This is a genomic window from Gottfriedia luciferensis, assembly GCF_001712755.1.
GTDB lineage: Bacteria > Bacillota > Bacilli > Bacillales > Bacillaceae_G > Gottfriedia > Gottfriedia luciferensis_B.
Genome location: NZ_MDKC01000001.1, coordinates 487,984 through 506,555 on the forward strand (window position 1 = coordinate 487,984; position 18,572 = coordinate 506,555).

Sequence of the window (18,572 nt, forward strand, 5' to 3'; positions counted from 1 at the left end):
TACGTGAAATTTTACCACATTAGAGCTTCATGAGTAAGGTAAAAAGAAAAAAATACGAAAAGTAGTACCTCATAAGTGCTTCATGAGTAAGTAAAAAGGCGAAAATACGAAATTTAGTACCTCATAAGAGCTTCATGAGTAAGTAAAAAGGCGAAAATAAGAAATTAAGTACCTCATAAGAACTCCATGAGTATATAAAAAGAAGAAAATCTACTCATTATTCATCAGTTTTCTTAACTTAGATTCTGTATTGGTATTTTCAACAGGGGTGTAAACACTACATCTTAAATCAATGTTACCTTGTACTTGTAATGAAGTTAAATTAAAGAGCATTTTTCCTGCTTTTGCGTGTCGAAATTCAATTAAAACATCTGGGGCCGAACTTACTTCGCTCTCATTCCAGAGTTCATGAAATTCAGGGTAATTTTGTTCCATTTCATAAATAAACGAAGTGTACCATTGATCTCCCATATATTGTCCGTAATAAGTTCGAAAAATAGCTAAAAAGCCTTTCACAAAATGCTCCCAATTCACTGCTAAACTTTTAAATTCTTTTCTAGAGAACAGTAAATGAATAAGATTTCGTTCCTCTTTTGGAATTTGTTCGAAATCTAAAAATACGTGAGCTGCTGCTGGATTCCATCCAACGATATGGCACCTTCGATCTGAAATAATGATCGGACAGTTCCGAAGTTCATTTAATATTTTAGTCAAGGCTGGACTAATGACTGTTTCTTCTTCATTTGAAAATGAGCGTTTTTCAGCTTCCGGTAATGCAAGTGCATATAAATAATTTCGCTCATCCTTATTTAATTGTAATGCATCTGAAATAGCATCTAATACAGAATTAGAAACTGTTATATCTCTTCCTTGTTCTAGCCATGTATACCATGTTGTACTTACCCCTGCTAACCCGGCAACCTCTTCTCTACGGAGGCCCGGCGTTCTTCTACGGTTTCCAACTGGTAATCCAACCATTTGCGGATTTATTTTAGACCGTTGCGTTTTTAGAAATTCTGACAGTGCTTGAAGTCGGGTTTCTTGATTCATCTTATAACTCCCTTCTCAACGTAGTATAAATTATACTAGGATAAACTACAACTTGTAATAGGATAAATACGCGTTAAAATAAAGAAAAAACGATTGGAGAACTTATAATGAGAAGAATAGTTATTACAGGTATGGGTGTTATCTCGCCTCTTGGAAATGATGTAGATACAGTTTGGAATAACTTAATTAACGGAAAATCAGGTATCACCGCTATTGATACAATTGATGTATCAAATATAAAAACGAAGGTAGCAGGAATTGTTCGTGACTTTGATGCCGAAGAAAGATGGGGAAGAAAGGAAGCAAGAAAATTAGATCGTTTTTGTCAATTTGCTTTAGCAGCTGCTGAACAAGCTTTAGAAAGTTCACAATTACAATTAGAAAAAATTGATCTTGAACGTTTAGGCGTTTATGTTGGATCAGGAATTGGTGGAATTAATACCTTTATCGAAAATGTAAATTTATTAAACGAGAGAGGACCTGGGAGAGTTAGTCCAAGTTTAGTACCGATGATGATATCAAATGCAGCAGCAGCTCAAATAAGTATAAGATTAGGTGCACTTGGTCCATCTTTATCACCAGTAACCGCGTGCTCTATAGGAAATTCATCAATTGGAGAAGCATTCAATACAATTCGTAACGGAGAAGCTGATGTTATTTTTGCGGGTGGTACAGAGGCAGCTATAACTCAATTATCTTTAGCAAGTTTTGGTAACGCAAAGGCATTGTCCATCAATACTGAACCTACTTCATCAAGTCGACCTTTTGATGCAAATAGAGATGGATTTGTAATGAGTGAAGGAGCAGGGGTTTTAGTGTTAGAATCATTAGAACACGCGATTAAAAGAAATGCGCCCATCTTATGTGAGATAATTGGTTATGGAGCAAGTTCTGATGCATATCATATGGTTGCAACTCACCCAGAAGGAAGAGGAGCGTTTTTAGCTATGAGAAATGCATTAAATAGAGCTGAAATAGCATTACAAGATGTGGATGTCATTAGTGCACATGCAACAAGTACCCCATTAGGCGATCAATCTGAAACGCTGGCAATAAAAAAACTGTTTGGTGAACACGCTTATAATATTCCAGTTACAGCAAATAAATCAATGCTTGGTCATATGCTTGGCGCAGCAGGTGGAGTAGAGGCGATCGCTTTAGTGAAAAGTCTTCAAGAAGGTATTATTCCACCAACAATCAACTTAACTCAGCCGGATCCTGATTGTGATTTAGACTATGTACCCCAAGTGGCTAGGAAAAAAGAAATAAACATTGGTATTTCAAACTCATTCGGCTTTGGTGGTCATAATTCTGCTATTGTATTGAAAAAGTACGTTTAAAAGATATCCTACTAATTTTATATTAACTGTCTAAAAGCCTCTTTTTAATAAGAGGCTTAAATACTCTACCTAATTCATCGGATTTTGCTCATTCAGTTTCTTCACTGCACTGTTTTTAAATAAATTTAAAAATAGATAGACCAAATAAAAGAGGAATACAACAAAAAGCCCAACTAAAAGTAGGATCAATAAATACATTAGATTGTAATGAAGTCCAAAAGTTGTTGTTTCTTTACCCAGATTGTAAAAATAGGCTAATGGAGTTCCTTTTTCGGGTGCCATTGTGTAAAAGTAATTAGAAGTAAAGGGTTCCATCCATTTCATAAACAAATTATTTATAAAGATTGATAAAATGTACATTAAAATAATGAGCGACATTGTTTTTCGTAAAATTTTTAAATTAATTACAACCATATGATTGAAATATGCCCACAATACAATTCCTACGATTAGCATATGCCCCCAAAGATACGCCATTCCTTGCCATGTTAGGAGAGATTGATAGTTTGAAAGCCCGTTTGCAAATATAATACTTACTAAAGCTGCAGGAAGGTTAAAACAAAACGCAATTGAAAATAGTAATTCACTTTCATATAAAAAAGCAAATAATAAAATAAAATTAGCAAAATGACAAATTTGTAAAGGGATTTCTTCAGGTGAAACTTGATTCACTTTGTGATAAATTTCTATATTACGACCAACTAAAAGAGCAATCCCAATAAGCGAGAAACCCATACCAATCAATCGTAACGTCTGATTGTTAAAGCGCCTAAATAGAAAATAAAACAAAGTGACAAATAGAAAAGGGCTAGCCATAAATAAAAAATGAAATGGACTCCACATTTGAAAGGTCATTGAACTATACTTTCCTTCATGTAGTAAAATTCACTTGTTTTCAACGCGATTTACCCCCATTACTTATTATTGTAATTTGGTTTGAGCAAAAAACGTATCATTAAGCGATCAAACTAAAGACATCCAGTAATCAATACCTACTATTGATTTATTCAAAAAATTTTTAGAAAGAACTTGTAATAATTACTTTAAACTTGTACCGAAAAAAGAAATGTTAACTGAGGGTAATTGTAAGGGATCATTATTAATTAGTGACAAATCGTTTACCGAATAAGTATTGATTTTAGTATTGAGAAAGGCAAAAAATCATTTTTTGTTTAAACTTAAATTAAAAATGCGGGAATCTTATCTAGTATGTTTAACATTTTTTAATTATTTTTCCTGTAATTATTGACAACCAAGTTTTTTCATACTATTATTATCTCATATTCAAGATATTTTAATTTGAAACAACTTGGAGGTGTGAATAATGGATAATAAATGCTAAATTCTTTCGTTTTACTTTAAAATCAATAGTATAAAGAAGTTTTTGATGAGTTAATAAAGAAAAACATAAATATTTCACAATCTCTGTCTTAGAAATAATGTATAAAAAACAATTAATTCAGTAATTTTTTTAAAATATTATCTCGAATTAAAGATAAATAACAATTAGGAGGATTTTAAGATGATAAATATTGGTTTATTAATTATTCGTTTAGTTATCGGTTTACTTTTTGTGGGGCATAGTGCTCAAAAATTATTTGGCTGGTTCGGTGGTCATGGATTGAAAGGAACAGGTGGATGGTTTGAATCAATTGGTATGAAACCAGGTGTGACTGTTGCACTTTTCGCAGGGTTAGCAGAACTGATTGGTGGAATTTTGTTTACACTAGGTCTATTAACACCACTTGCAGGAATAATGATTGCAGTAACAATGCTGATGGCAATTATTAAAGTTCATGGACCTAATGGTTTATGGGCAACAGCTAATGGATATGAATACAACTTAACATTGATGTCAGTTGCTATTGGTATAGCTTTAATTGGACCTGGTAAATATGCGTTAGATGCATTTTTATTCTAATTGACCACTGTATAAATTGATTTTATAAATAAATTCTAATTAGTTTAATTGTGCAGTTAAATAATGAATCTGTTCATAAAAAAAAGAAATAATAGAAAATGTAGTCAAATAAAAGTAAGCTAATCGAATCTTGTTGGATTAGCTTACTTTTATTTTAAATTTTGATGACTTTATTTCAATATAAAATAAAAAAGGACTACTCTTTTAGATAGGATTTTTTACAAAGTTCGAATGATACATAAATAAACTTAACTCAACTCTACTTATTCTAATGTCAAAATTATTACTTTGATTCCATCTTTTTACATATGATTTAATAATTAAAATCTAGGAGGCAAAAAATTGGATTATCGAATTGAAAAAGATTCAATTGGTGAAATAAAAGTACCCGTTAATAAACTTTGGGGAGCTCAAACGCAGCGAAGTTTTGAGAACTTTAAAATCGGTACTGAAAAAATGCCTATTCAATTAATTTATGCATTAGCATTAATTAAAAAGAGTGCAGCAATTACTAATAAAAAACTAGGAAAATTGGATAGTGAAAAAGCAGATGCAATCATTGGTGCTGTAGATGAAATATTAGAAGGTAAACTTGACAATCACTTTCCACTTGTTGTTTGGCAAACAGGAAGTGGTACACAAACAAATATGAATGTTAATGAAGTAATCGCTCATCGTGGGAATGAGTTTTTAGCAGAAAAAGGAAACGATAAAAGAATTCATCCAAATGATGATGTCAATATGTCTCAAAGTTCGAATGATACATTTCCAACAGCAATGCATATCTCAAGTGCTCTTGCAGTAAATGAGCAATTGCTTCCAGCATTAAGAAATTTAAAAATGACATTAAACGAAAAGATGAATAAATTTAAACAAATTATTAAAATTGGCCGAACACATTTGCAAGATGCTACACCAATAACACTTGGTCAAGAAATCAGTGGTTGGCATCGTATGCTAGAAAAAAGCGAAGAAATGATAGTAGATAGTATGAAATTCATTGCTGAGTTAGCTATTGGTGGGACTGCTGTTGGCACAGGAATCAATGCGGATCCGGGTTTTGGAACGATGATGGCTGAAGAAATTAGTTCGTTAACTGGACTACATTTTATTTCTGCAGAAAATAAATTCCAAGCATTAACAAGTCATGATGAGATCGTTTATACTCATGGTGCTTTAAAAGCATTGGCTGCAGATTTAATGAAAATAGCGAATGATGTCCGTTGGATGGCAAGCGGTCCTAGAAGTGGTATAGGTGAAATAACCATTCCTTCAAACGAACCAGGAAGTTCAATCATGCCAGGGAAGGTAAATCCGACACAATCCGAAGCACTGACAATGGTTGTAACACAAATTATGGGAAATGATACGACAATAGGCTTTGCTGCTAGTCAAGGAAACTTTGAATTGAATGTGTTTAAACCAGTCATTATTTATAATTTTCTGCAGTCAGTAAGATTACTTTCAGACGCAATCACTTCATTTAATGATCACTGTGCAAAAGGTATAGAAGCAAATATAGAAGTGATTGAACAAAATCTAAATCGATCACTTATGCTCGTAACCGCATTAAATCCTCATATTGGTTATGAAAAAGCAGCAACAATAGCGAAGTTAGCATTTAACGAAAATTTGACACTTAAAGAAGCTGCTTTAAAAACGGGTTATTTATCGGAAGAAGAATTCGATCGAATGATCAGACCAGAAAATATGATTTAGTCAGATTTTGAAGACTAAATAAAGTCAAAAAAAATCCTGATGGCCACTTTAGAGCCATCAGGATTTTTTTATCAATTTTCACATACCCTCAATTAAACATCTATTAACTTTTCAATATTTTTTTTACGATTTTAGAGGATTCATTCTAAAAAAGTTAACATAAATTCACATTAAGTTCACATCAATAGATTATAATCATTTTATTCTTAAATAATACTTAAACAGAAAGAAGGCGGATTAATTGAAGCCCATTAAAACCATTTCAGCAGATGAGATGCAAAAATTTGAAGATAAACTTAAAAAACACAATTGGATCTTAATGTTAATAACAGTAATCACTATACCATTTATAGTAAGTTACATGTAAAAAAAGAAAAATACTAATACTGTTTTCTTTTTTACATATCCCCCCAAATAGAATAGGTCAAAAAAGCCAAGAATTTTTTCTTGGCTTTTTTGACGCTGTTGAAAAACAACCTTGTCAATTAAATTACCAAATTTTAGTAAAAGGAGTAGTGTGATGTTGATTTCCACTACGGGATGCTCGCTTTCCATGGGGCGAGACCTGAGCCTCCTCGGCAAGCCTGCGGGGTCTCAGCCTTCCCGCTAATCCCATAGGAGTCGAGCACCCCTTCGTTCCAATCAACTAATTCAACAAAAAAAGTTTGCAATAAATCCTAATCAAATAACCTTTACTTAGAGTAACCTATTAGATGATTAATAATTTTTTTAACTTCTAAAAAAACATTACTAGTGTTATTAGAATCATAAAATTGCTTAACATATTAACATTTAAAACCATCCAAAAAATAATCTCATCATTAATAAATGTTCCTTTAATGTCCATTTTCCCTTTTGATCATTATATATTTCAACATTCTAAAAAAAGCCAAGAATTTTTCTTGGCTTTTTTATTTTTATCTCAGTTATCTTGTTTTTAGGTTAAAAAACGAAATGTTTACAACTTTGAAACATCCTGTGACAAAAAATGAAACATTTAAAAACTATGATACATATATAAGTTTTCTAGTTAGTTTTAGAATCCAAGGCCAGCTATTAGTTAAGTAATTTAATATAAATAAGGAGAGAGCTTATGTCTAATAAGATTATTTGGATACTTCTGGGAATGTTAGTAATCCTTATCCTCATACCGAAAGCGAATGCGACTACATTTCAGTTTAATTTTAACAATAATGAGTTCTCTAATTATATAGATCATGTGAACTTAAAAACGACAGAGGCTACTTATGGTAAAACAATTGAGATCGGTTTAAAAACGAAAAAAAGCGGTGAAAAAGTTTCATTAACATTTTCAAATGGTACGAATCGAAAAAATATTTCTTTAACACAAACTTCAGAGAAATCTTTTTCCGGAAAAATGAAAATTACAAGTTCATTTATAAAAGGAGAATATAAACTTGATTCAATTAAATTTAATCATCAAAATCTAGTAATCTCTGATAATAAAATCAATTTTACAATTTTAGATTTACCGACCCCAACGATCGAACAAGTAACAAACCAATCAACTGCTATTAAAGGTCTATTTCTTTCAAATAGTCAGGTAGAAGTATATACCGATTCTAAATTAATTAATACCGTGGAAACAAATGATAAAGGTGAATTTAATGATGCTATAAAACCATTGAAAGAATTTACGAAAATAAGTGTCATTGGGGTGAGTGAAGGATTAAAAAGTAAACCAATTACAGTTAGTGTAAAAGATACAGTTGCACCATCGATTACTTCTCTTTCTGCTATATCTGATCAATCACAGAATGTAACTGGAATATCTGAACCTTTCGCAACTGTCAAAGTATATATGAACGAAAATCTAATCGGAAATAATACAGTTAGCTCAACAGGAAAATTCACTGTTAAAATTGGGAAACAAAAAGCGAATTCAATTCTCAAAGTAATCGTTCTAGATCAGAGTAATAATCAAAGTACTCCACATACTTTGCTCGTATCACATTATATTTCACAAGTGGTAAGTTCAGTTAAAAGTAGTTCAACGTTTTCAACTGGTCAATTGCTAATGATTAATACAAAGACGAATAAACTTACTTTTTATCGTAATGGTAATCTTGTAAAAACCTTTACTGTTGCAACAGGTAAGTCGTCAACACCTACACCTACTGGGAAATTTGTCATCTCAAACAAAGTTAAGAACCGCCCATGGTACAAAGGAAATATTCCTGGAGGTGATCCTAGGAATCCCCTTGGGAAGCGCTGGTTAGGATTAAGTGTTGGTGCTGCATATGGTATCCACGGAAACAATAAAGAGAGTTCAATAGGACAATCAGTAAGTTCCGGCTGTGTTCGAATGCATAATAGTGAAATTCAATGGCTTTTTGAGCAAGTTAACGTAGGAACTACAGTCATTATTGCTGATTCTTCAAATTCGAATGGGGAAATTGCCCAATCTTATGGTATTTCAATCGCATAATAAAGAAAAGGGATGTCTCATCGTCGTTTTTTCGGCAAAGAGACATCCTTTTTTAGTTTTCCATTCAAAGAATAACGATTAGTCTTTTATTTCAGCAAATTTTCATACATACTGTCGGAGAAATTCCATCATCTGTTTTAATGAATCTTGAACGATTGGATGTTCGAATTCCTTATCAAATACATGTTCTCCGTTTGGAATAGTGATGAACTTTGTTTTCACACCTTTTTGTAAAAGTGCAGCTCTCATAAAGACAGATTGTTCATATGGAACATCTGTGTCTTTCGTTCCGTGTAAAAATAATGTTGGCGGGTAATCTTTTGTAATTTTTTTTATGGGACAAAATTTTAGAAGCTGATCTTTATTTGTTAATGGATCAACACCTGTTATCTTTTGAACCCATTCACCTTGTTGTCTTGCGTGTACATAAATTAAAAAACGTTTTTCAATTGATCCTTCTGTAATGACATGAGTAGATTGAAGCATTTTAGCCAATATCATTTAAAACTAAATCCTTTTGCAAATAATACGTGCTTGGATTTGTAGCACTCGTACTACTAATTAGTAGTTTTGTATCTAATAGGTGGGTAGGGAATAAGAATAGAAAAATCACTCAAGATATTAGAGGAGTTCCTCCAAATAAGATGGAATTCACTTATTGATTTTTCGGAAAATTTAATTTATTTTTCATTTAATTTTCATAATATTTGTTTACACTTTAATCAAACTAATTAAAAGTAATCTTAGAGGGAATACACAACTATTTTAAATAGGAGGTTTTCACATGATTAACGAAGTAACTTCTCATCTTCATCCAATTCTTGTTCATTTCCCAATTGCATTTATCACTTTAGCAGTTCTAAAAGATTTTTGGAGTGCTTTTTTTAAGAAAGTAAACTTTCAAGCAGAGCGTGGTTTGTGGCTTTGGATTTTTGCAGCACTTACCGCTTGGCTTTCAGTTTCTTCTGGACCAGAAGAGATGGCTAGAGGTAATACTACTTTCTTGCATATACACGAACAGTTAGCAATACTTACAAGCTGGCTAGTAACAATTGTTGCAGCTTTTAGAATTTATTCTACTTATTTCAAGAAAAAAGAACTATTTAAAAAGCTTAAGTTTTTATATTTAATCTTTTCTTTAGCTTCACTTATTCTAGTATTATCAGTAGGATATTATGGTGGAAAAATGGTTTATACTGATGGTATCAATGTAAAAGTTCATAATAAATTAGTAAATCCACCAAAATAATTGAATTTTTAATGATGAATTTATAATCTATGAGCCTTAATTGGCTCTTTTTTATTTGAACTTTATTCAATAATCCTATCAAATAATTTATCGTTCATTCTTGATCAGTTGGAGAAGCAATCTGATCTTTATAAGTATCGATATAAATATTTCCATTTGCTGCCAACACAGCATACACTACTTCTTTCGTTTGAAGATTACGTTTTTTTAGCTCTTCTTGCAATTTTAATTCTGACAGATTATTTTCTCTTAAATTTTTTGAGATAATTTCCCCATCCATAATCAACTCAATAGGTAAATTACTTTCTTGTTTTGTCGGTATATTTAAATCTTGTTTTGTTACGCTTCGGTATTGTGGTTTTTGTAAAAAAGATACTTTACCATTTGTTTCAACTACTACATAAAGAACTTCATCTATGTTGAAAATTCCTTTTTCTCTTAATTGTTGATTTAAATAGTCTAGAGAATAGCGCATTTTTCTCATATTAGCCTCTAAAATTTTTCCATCTTCAATTATGACAGTTGGATTACCTGCAAGTAAATTTCTACCTATTCTGCTTTTCAAGGAAATAAAACTAACGAGTAAAATGACTAAAACCAAAATTAAAAAAGCTAATACTGCATGGTGGATTTTTATATTTAAATTAAAAGCTAAATTTGCAATAATGCTCCCAACTGAAATAGCTGCAATAAAATCAAAGGTATTCATCTCAGCAATAATTTGTTTTCCTAATAGTTTAGCACCAATGAACAATATTAAAAATGCTAGCATTGTTCTTGTAATTATTTCAAAATGTTCAGGCATGGGCAACTACTCCTTTTACCAGTAACCTTAATTTATTTTTAATTATTATTATCATTAAAGTATTTATGTAATCTCCTTATAAAAGAGGTTAAAATTGATAGACAAATTTAATGATGTAGAAATTAGTTTGTGCAACTTAGAAGACTTGCATCTCAATTTCTGCAATTTAATGAAAAAAGAACAAAATTTTCATCAAGTTTTCACTTTTATAGTGTAATTTTTAGAAGAAACAAATTTTAAATGGCTACCTATTTTTTGAATAACAAGAAAAAGTAATCTAAATTTATCTTAAACTGTTTATTCAGCTTCTAAAATGAAGCTATCTGATAAGAAAAGTTTTCAAAAAAATTCTAGAAATTTTATTAATTTTGCTTAGCAATTAAAAGAATTTTAAGAATTACTCATTATAATACAAGATGATAATAAGAACTGGAGGTATGTAAATGGGCAAAATGAGTAAAAAATGGGTTACGATCTGTTCAACTGCAATAGGAGCGATATATGCTACTGGCTACTTTACAACTGAGATTCAAGATTCGAATGTAGCGTCGCCAAAAACAGAACAGGTCAATGTACCGTTAATTAAAAATAATATTGTAAAAAAAAGTTTATATAAAAATGGAACTTTTTATGGGATGGGTTCTAATCGTCGTGGATCGATTCAAATCGCCTTAAAGATAAATGAAGATAAAATAATAGATGTAGAGATAAGTAATTATGGTATGCATTATTCTGAGAATGATATTGTAAATTTACCAAATGAAGTAGTAAGTGTTCAAAGTTCACAAGTTCGGAATGTGTCAGGAGCGACATATAGTACACAGGCCTTTAAAGATGCTATTCAAGATGCTCTATTAAAGGCAAGGAACATATAATGAAGAAAATCATAGGAAAAACGAAATTATTTATGGATACGATTGTTGATATTAAAGTAGTCACATCAAAATCGTTAGAGGAAACGGAAGCTTCAATTAATCGTGCATTTGATTTTTTTCGAGAAGTTGAAAGGACATGTAGTCGATTTAGTTTGGATAGTGAACTAATGAAGGTGTGTAAACAAATTAATAAACCAGTAGCTGTTAGTCCATTATTATTTGAGCCATTAAAATTCGCGTTAGAGGTGGCTAAATGGACAAATGGACTATTTGATCCAACGGTCGGTCAAATAATGGAAAATGTTGGGTTTAACCAACATTATTTAACAGAAGAGCTCATACAAAATAATACATCTAAAAAAGTTACTTACTCGGATATTTCCTTAAATGAAGAAGATAAAACAATACTTTTAAAAAAGCCATTAGTGATTGACTTAGGTGCTGTTGCCAAAGGATTTGCCATTGATCTTGCTGTAAATGAATTGAGACAATTTGACGGATTCATTGTTAATGCTGGTGGGGATCTTTATGCAGGAGGTTTAGATGAATTAGGTGATAAATGGAAAATAGGAATTCAGCATCCACAAAATAAGGAAAATATCATTCACACACTAGAAATTTCTAACATGGCGATTTGTACTTCTGGAAGTTATGAGCGTAAAAGTGGTTTAAAGCCAGGAATTCATCATATTATTAACCCAAAAAATAAAAAATCACCAACAGAGTTGATTAGTTGTAGTATCATCGCACCATATGCAATGATGGCTGACGCATTTTCAACTACATGTTTTTTAATGGGAAGAAAAAAGGGACTAACTCTATTAGAAGAAGTTGGTTTAGAGGGTATTTTAATTTCATCCGATTTACAAATTTATCATAAAGGAGTGGATACTATTGACTATTAAACAATGGATAAAGTCACCAAAAGGATATGTGATTCTGTCCTTAATGATTTTACTCTTAATTGCTACAATTGATTATCAAACCAGTAGAGGAGTAATTAACTGTTTGATCGCCGTTTTTGTGGCAACAATCACGGATATATTCTGTTTGTTAATTTTAAAAAGGAAAAATATTAAGCCATACGGAGCAGTTATTACTGGAATGATTGTCGCGATGATTTTAAGTATAACCACTGCATGGTATGTGATTGTTTTCACTACAATCATTTCAATTCTATCAAAATATATAATTGTTTTTAAAAGGAAACAAATAGTTAATCCAGCAGTTTTTGGTCTATTAATGTCTATCATCCTTTTTCACACTGAACAAAGTTGGTGGGGGGCATTTGGAGATCTTCAAGGTTGGACAAATATATTTTTATTAATCGCTGGGTATATGGTTGTAAGTCGTGTAAATAAATTCCCTATGGTTTTTTCATTTTTAGGAACCTATTTCATTCTCTTAATATTGACTAATCTGTTTCATATTGGAGATGCATCGGATGCTTTTCGTAGTCCATTTATAAATGCATCGCTTTTCTTTGCATTTTTTATGCTCACTGATCCTCCTACATCGCCAGCCAAAGACAAACAACAAGTTATTTTCGGTTTTATATGTGCACTAGTAGGAGTAACTATTTATACATTATTTGGAGGGTTAACCTATTTATTTACAGGCTTGATCGTAGGCAATTTATTTAATTTATTGAAACCAAAACCCTCAATTCAAAAAGTCAAACAAAGGAATCAAACCTTTCATAAGGTATGATTTTAGTAACAAATGATAATGTTAGTTTTTCCCATTATAAACAAAGAAAAATTTCAATTGAATCGTTTTTTCTGAAATCTATAATTTTAAGACTGTTCCATCTTTACACAATAATAAAATTCTATCTCAAAGCAAAAAAGCTCAGATTTTTTCTGAGCCTTTTTTATGACTACTGATTTTGGATTCTCACATTCATTAAACTTGTTAGAAAAGAACACTAAATCGCAAATGTTTCTGTTGATTTAAGCAGATAACGCTCTATAAATTCAGCTAATCCATCATTTTCATGATGTCCAGTTACAAAATCAGATGCTGCTTTAACTTCTTCGCGAGCGTTCCCCATTGCCACACCTGTGCCAACATAACGAAGCATTTCAATATCATTTGGTCCGTCTCCTATAGCTACTACTTCATTTGGATTAATTCGATATGCACGAAGTAGTTTTTTAATAGCAGACCATTTTGAAACATTTGGAGCAACCATTTCAAAACCGTCATTCCAATTTATGACTTCAGCTTCCTCTTTAAACAAAGCAGATATATTTTGTTCATCTGTTCGAACACTATATTTAAGCACATCATTATAATTAGCCAGTCTTAAGTCACCAATGTATCGTGGTGGTATTTGCCCAACTTTTGTCCAATAATCAATTTCTTCATTTGTTTCTTTACAGTAAAGTCCATTTGCTGTATGGATAATAACATTACAAGGGTCTTCAGCAGTCAAATGATGGAGTAGTTCTTCGTTCACTTTGACTGTTTCCATTTGAATCATTCTTCCTGTCTCACCATCATGAATGGCGGCACCGTTCAAACAAATCATCGGAGTTTGTAATCCAATTTCTTTATGGTAGGGAGCGGTCACTTCAAAGTGTCGACCAGTTGCTAGAAAAACCATGACTCCTTGATTCATGAGCTTATTAATGGCTTCCATATTTCGGCGAGAAATGTTGTTTGAGACTGTTAAGAGTGTACCATCCATATCGATAAATAATGCACGAATATTCATTTATTCTGCCCCCTCATTTGAAGTTAAACCCATCATATCATCTGAATATTAAAACCTAGTAAACTCAGTGTATAGATTTATTGAAGATTAATGAGTAACAGGAGATAGAAAAGAATAACCGCAAATGTGATCACAGCATTGCATGGATGTATTAGAGAATTAATTTAAATATAAATTGAATGCTTTTATTGTATATAAATTAGAAAGTACGAAAAAATAAAGTAGGAAATAAAATGGAAATTCTAGGCAGACTATATTTAATACTTAGAAATTAGTAAACAAACTCGATTGGGTGGTCTAAATGCGTTTAAAATCAAGTGAACGAAATTTAAATAATCAAGAGTCCGAGAAAGAAAAAAAGTCAATAACGTCCATATTTCAACAGGCTGCTAAATCGAGTGATTTCTACCAATTTTCATTATGTGAAGAGCAGGATCTAACCATTAGCTACTTTAAAAGTATGGTAGATGCCGATAAAATAAATAACCTTTTACTCCCGTCATTACAAGAGCATATTAAGAAAATTAGTACAATTAATGATGTGAAGAAGTCGATTCCTTTTGAGGATGTCCAATTTACGAATGACCCACTAGAGATCGAAAAAAAATTAATAAAAGGATATGTTATTCTTGAATTCAAGTATTTCAAACGCTATTTGACGATAAGCGTAGAAAATGCAAATCTTGGTTATCGTGAGAATAATGATACAGAAAATGAATTTAGTGTTATCGGTCCTAAAGTTGGATTTGTTGAAAATCTAAGTACTAATCTTCATTTACTTCGAAAACAATTAGCTGTACCTGAGTTAGTTTTTGAGGAAATTAAAATAGGTTCGATGTCTAAAACAGAAGTAGTTATTGCCTATTTGGATGGAATTACGAATCCAGAATATGTACAAACTGTTCGTCAACGATTGGAAGACATCGACTTCGATGTTATTTTTGATAATTCACAGATTGATCAAATTATTTCAGATAACTCAAATACACCTTTTCCAATTTTTTTATCTACTGAACGGACTGATCGGGTTGTATATGCAATGGTAAATGGGCAAGTTGCTATCCTTTCGAATGGATCACCTTACATTATTACTGGACCAACTACTATATTGGATTTTTTCATTTCTCCTGAAGATTACTATCTAAATTGGGTACTTGGATCGTTTTTTCGAATCATTCGGATTATAAGTGTAATTTTCTCTTTGTTTGCTACACCAATTTACGTAGCAATCTTAACATACCATTATGAAGTTTTACCTGATGATTTATTGCAACCCCTCATTAGTTCAAGAGCTCATGTTCCATTTCCTCCTATATGGGAAGCCATTTTTTTGGAGACTACCATTGAACTGTTAAGAGAAGCAGGAGCTCGATTACCAACAAAAATTGGCCAAACACTAGGAATTGTAGGTGGTATTGTAATCGGACAGGCATCTGTTCAAGCTGCACTAACGAGTAATATTTTACTGATCATTGTATCACTATCTGCACTTGCTTCTTTCACAACACCTATATTTAAAATGTCAAATGCTATTCGACTTTTGCGGTTTCCACTTATTTTACTTTCAGCTTATATGGGTGGTTTTGGAATAATAATAGGATTTGTTCTTTTGCTAGGGCATTTATTAAAGCTTAAATCATTGGGAAATCCGTATATGGTTCCTTTATATCCTTTTAGAATAAAAAGCTTCGGCGATAGTTTTATTCGGTCATCATATCAATTTACAACGACTCGTAGTAGATTTTTAAGACCTCTTTCACTAAAAAGATATAATCCTAATCAAGATAAGGATGATCGTAATAATGAATAGAATAAACCGAAAAAATTTATACTTTTTTTGTGCTTTTTTTCTACTAACCTTGTTACTGTCAGGTTGCTCTTTTCCTCGGCAAAAAATTATTGATGAAATACAAATTCTATCAGTATACGGTTTTGATAAGGTTGATGATCATTTTGTTGGAACGGCACTATATTCTGATTTTACCGATGTAGGAAATAAGGGGAGCTCCGTCCTACAGGGAAGTGGTAAGAAATCCCTATTAATTAAACAAGCTTTAAATGAACAATCCCCAAAACCGATAGAAATTGGAAAGTTGAACCTTCTTATTTTTGGAAAAGAACTAGCTGAAAATGGGGTGTCATATTTTGTTAAGGCGGTTTGTAGGGATCCATTGCTTGGAAGCAATGCGCTATTGGCTGTTTCAGAAGAACCAGCAGGAGAATTATTAAAGAAAAACAAAGAGAAAGACAGCAACTATATCTATAAATTGGTTGAACAAAATTTTAAGAACCAATTTGTACCGCTTCCAACATTTCATAGTTTTTTATTTGATTATTATGGAGAAGGTAGAGATGCTTCAGTACCCTATATTAAGATAAATCAAAACGAGAATATTGAAGTGAACGGACTAGCTGTATTTAAGAAGGACAAACTTGCTCTGATCTTAAATCCAAAAGAAAGCTTACTGTATAAAATATTAAGAGGAAGAGTAATTAGAGGACAAACAGAATTTAATATTCAGAAGGGAAATAAAATTGATGTTGCAATATTAACGATTTTAAATGGGAATGAAAAAAGATTAATTAAAACCAATAAGAAAAAAACAAAAATGAAATTTGATATTACTCTAAATGGGATGGTAAAAGATTATCCAGAATGGCTAGATTTAATGAAAAGAAAAAATAATCTATTTTTAAACAATCAATTGGAAAAACAGATGAAAGAAGATTTTGAAAATCTATTATTAACCTTTCAAAAACATCAAGTCGATCCTTTAGGTATAGGTGATTTAGCACGAGCACATTCGAAAAAATGGAACGAAAAGGAATTTTATGAAAATGTGTATCCAACTATTAAATTCGATGTGAATGTAAAAGTAGTATTATCTCAATCTGGGATTGGCGAATAAAAAAATGGAGGAGATCGTCTATGAGTAAACAATTAAAAGAAAGTCTGACAGTATCTCCCTTTTTTTTATTATTTCTTATTCATAGTACCCAAACAGGTGTTGGCTTACTGAATTTTCAAAGTAATATAGTAAAAGGAGCCGGACAGGATGCATGGGTTTCGGTTTTACTAGTTGGTATCTCTATACATATCATTATTTGGATAATGTATTATTTGTTAAAGAAATCAAATAATGGAGATATTATGTCGTTACACCAACAATTATTTGGGAAATGGATAGGAAATATATTAAATACCTTTTTTTATATTTACATGCTTTTAGTCATTACAACGATCATTCGGTCCTATATAGCAGTTCTTATTACTTGGGTTTTTCCATATTTTCCAATTTGGCTCTTATCATTTATTATGCTTTTTGTTATCACATATTTGGTCATTGGAGGATTTAGAGTCATTACAGGAATATGTTTTTGGGGAGTAATAATACCTTCTCTCTTATTGTTAACATGTTACTTTCCATTGAAATATGCTTATTGGACGAATTTATTACCTGTTTTTAATCATAGTATAAGTGACTATTTCGTTTCAGCAAAGTATTGTATTCTGATGTACTCTGGACCTGAATTTTTGCTTATTTACTTTCCGTTTATTAAAAATAATCAAAAATCTCAAAAATGGGCACATATATCACAAGCGTATACAATCATTTTATACTTATTTATTACATTCGTTTCATTCGCTTACTTTAGTCATGGACAACTTAAACATATAACTTGGCCAACCCTTATGATGTCAAAAATTATTCGCTATCCTTTTATCGAAAGATTTGAATATGTATATATCTTTTTATGGCTCTTAGTAATACTGCCTCCTTGTTGTATGGCATTGTGGGGAGCGTTCCGAATTTTAAAAGAATCGTTTCAATTTAAAACTAGAAAGTCTTTATGGTTCTCAATAATTATTGTTCATATCATGGTGATCAGTCTCAAAAGTAAATTGGATGTGGAGAAAATAGGGACTTTTATGACATATGCTACTTCTAGCTTTCTTTATTTTTATATACCAATTTTGTTTATTATTTATTTGGTTTTTCAAGCTTTTAAGAAAGCCGATCGTTTTGGGAGAAATTAGTTTGATACATAAAGTAAATAGTAATTTTTGAGTCAATATTCACTTGGGGACTTCAAATAAGTAAAAAGCTAACAAATAAGTTAGCTTTTTCACGCTGTTGAAAAACAACCTTGTCAATTAAATGACCAAATTTTCGTAAAAGGAGTAGAGTGATGTTGATTTCCATTACAGGATGCTCGCTTTCCATGGGGCGAGATTCTTTAGCCTCCTCGGCAAGCCTGCGGGGTCTTTAGCCTTCCCGCTAATCCCATAGGAGTAGAGCACCCCTCCATTCCAATCAACTTTTTCATCAAAAAAAGTATACACTAAATCCTAATCAAATAGCCTTTACTTAGAGTAATCTAGCAGTTTTTATTAATCAGTTTGTAGTTCAATTAATATCGAACATTAAACTAAATTAGTCAAA

The 18,572-nt window shown here is 31.6% G+C and carries 16 protein-coding genes; 11 read left to right on the top strand and 5 right to left on the bottom strand.

The window, feature by feature from the left end; translation table 11 throughout:
- Positions 1-210 precede the first annotated feature (210 nt).
- Positions 211-1,050 carry a helix-turn-helix transcriptional regulator gene (locus BED47_RS02460; protein WP_069032226.1) on the bottom strand — a complete coding sequence of 280 codons (840 nt, stop codon included), beginning with the start codon at positions 1,048-1,050 and terminating at the stop codon, positions 211-213.
- Positions 1,051-1,157: 107 nt separating this feature from the next.
- On the opposite strand from BED47_RS02460, the gene fabF reads away from it, so the two are divergent.
- Entirely contained in the window at positions 1,158-2,390 is a 1,233-nt protein-coding gene (fabF, locus tag BED47_RS02465; RefSeq protein WP_069032227.1) for a beta-ketoacyl-ACP synthase II, read from the top strand.
- A gap of 69 nt (positions 2,391-2,459) precedes the next feature.
- Here the strand turns inward: fabF and BED47_RS02470 are convergent, their stop codons facing one another.
- Positions 2,460-3,245, bottom strand: coding sequence for a TMEM164 family acyltransferase (locus tag BED47_RS02470; protein WP_069032228.1), 786 nt, complete (start codon positions 3,243-3,245; stop codon positions 2,460-2,462).
- Between the two features lie 667 nt (positions 3,246-3,912).
- Here BED47_RS02470 and BED47_RS02475 point away from each other — a divergent pair.
- The 3 genes from BED47_RS02475 (at position 3,913) to BED47_RS23950 (ending at position 8,479) form a co-directional block, all read left to right on the top strand.
- On the top strand, positions 3,913-4,311 hold the full coding sequence (locus BED47_RS02475; protein ID WP_069032229.1) for a DoxX family protein: 399 nt from the start codon (positions 3,913-3,915) through the stop codon (positions 4,309-4,311).
- Between the two features lie 342 nt (positions 4,312-4,653).
- On the top strand, positions 4,654-6,030 hold the full coding sequence (gene fumC, locus BED47_RS02480; protein ID WP_069032230.1) for a class II fumarate hydratase: 1,377 nt from the start codon (positions 4,654-4,656) through the stop codon (positions 6,028-6,030).
- A gap of 1,093 nt (positions 6,031-7,123) precedes the next feature.
- On the top strand, positions 7,124-8,479 hold the full coding sequence (locus BED47_RS23950; RefSeq protein ID WP_175403435.1) for a L,D-transpeptidase family protein: 1,356 nt from the start codon (positions 7,124-7,126) through the stop codon (positions 8,477-8,479).
- A 102-nt stretch (positions 8,480-8,581) separates the two neighbouring features.
- Here the strand turns inward: BED47_RS23950 and BED47_RS02495 are convergent, their stop codons facing one another.
- Entirely contained in the window at positions 8,582-8,980 is a 399-nt protein-coding gene (locus BED47_RS02495; RefSeq protein WP_069032232.1) for an alpha/beta hydrolase family protein, read from the bottom strand.
- Between the two features lie 283 nt (positions 8,981-9,263).
- On the opposite strand from BED47_RS02495, the gene BED47_RS02500 reads away from it, so the two are divergent.
- Entirely contained in the window at positions 9,264-9,728 is a 465-nt protein-coding gene (locus BED47_RS02500; protein ID WP_069032233.1) for a DUF2231 domain-containing protein, read from the top strand.
- Between the two features lie 94 nt (positions 9,729-9,822).
- On the opposite strand, the gene BED47_RS02505 is transcribed toward BED47_RS02500, so the two are convergent.
- Positions 9,823-10,533, bottom strand: a complete 711-nt coding sequence (locus BED47_RS02505) for a DUF421 domain-containing protein (protein WP_069032234.1) — start codon at positions 10,531-10,533, stop codon at positions 9,823-9,825.
- Positions 10,534-10,976: 443 nt separating this feature from the next.
- Here BED47_RS02505 and BED47_RS02510 point away from each other — a divergent pair, with 443 nt between their 5' ends.
- Genes BED47_RS02510 through BED47_RS02520 form a run of 3 tightly spaced genes read left to right on the top strand, consistent with a single transcriptional unit; the run spans position 10,977 to position 13,118 of the window.
- On the top strand, positions 10,977-11,408 hold the full coding sequence (locus BED47_RS02510) for an FMN-binding protein (protein ID WP_069032235.1): 432 nt from the start codon (positions 10,977-10,979) through the stop codon (positions 11,406-11,408).
- Positions 11,408-12,313: an FAD:protein FMN transferase gene (locus BED47_RS02515; protein WP_069032236.1), complete on the top strand. Its 906-nt coding sequence runs from the start codon at positions 11,408-11,410 to the stop codon at positions 12,311-12,313. Before BED47_RS02510 ends, BED47_RS02515 begins: the two co-directional genes overlap by 1 nt.
- Positions 12,303-13,118: an RnfABCDGE type electron transport complex subunit D gene (locus BED47_RS02520; protein ID WP_069032237.1), complete on the top strand. Its 816-nt coding sequence runs from the start codon at positions 12,303-12,305 to the stop codon at positions 13,116-13,118. Before BED47_RS02515 ends, BED47_RS02520 begins: the two co-directional genes overlap by 11 nt.
- Positions 13,119-13,335: 217 nt before the next feature.
- Here BED47_RS02520 and BED47_RS02525 read toward each other — a convergent pair whose 3' ends face one another.
- Positions 13,336-14,127 (bottom strand): Cof-type HAD-IIB family hydrolase, encoded by a 792-nt coding sequence (locus tag BED47_RS02525; RefSeq protein WP_069032238.1) that lies wholly within the window; start codon positions 14,125-14,127, stop codon positions 13,336-13,338.
- Between the two features lie 301 nt (positions 14,128-14,428).
- On the opposite strand from BED47_RS02525, the gene BED47_RS02530 reads away from it, so the two are divergent.
- Genes BED47_RS02530 through BED47_RS02540 form a run of 3 tightly spaced genes read left to right on the top strand, consistent with a single transcriptional unit; the run spans position 14,429 to position 18,166 of the window.
- Positions 14,429-15,937: a spore germination protein gene (locus BED47_RS02530; protein WP_069032239.1), complete on the top strand. Its 1,509-nt coding sequence runs from the start codon at positions 14,429-14,431 to the stop codon at positions 15,935-15,937.
- Positions 15,930-17,036, top strand: coding sequence for a Ger(x)C family spore germination protein (locus tag BED47_RS02535; protein ID WP_069032240.1), 1,107 nt, complete (start codon positions 15,930-15,932; stop codon positions 17,034-17,036). Before BED47_RS02530 ends, BED47_RS02535 begins: the two co-directional genes overlap by 8 nt.
- 20 nt (positions 17,037-17,056) lie before the next feature.
- Positions 17,057-18,166, top strand: a complete 1,110-nt coding sequence (locus BED47_RS02540; protein ID WP_029715373.1) for a GerAB/ArcD/ProY family transporter — start codon at positions 17,057-17,059, stop codon at positions 18,164-18,166.
- Positions 18,167-18,572 lie beyond the last annotated feature (406 nt).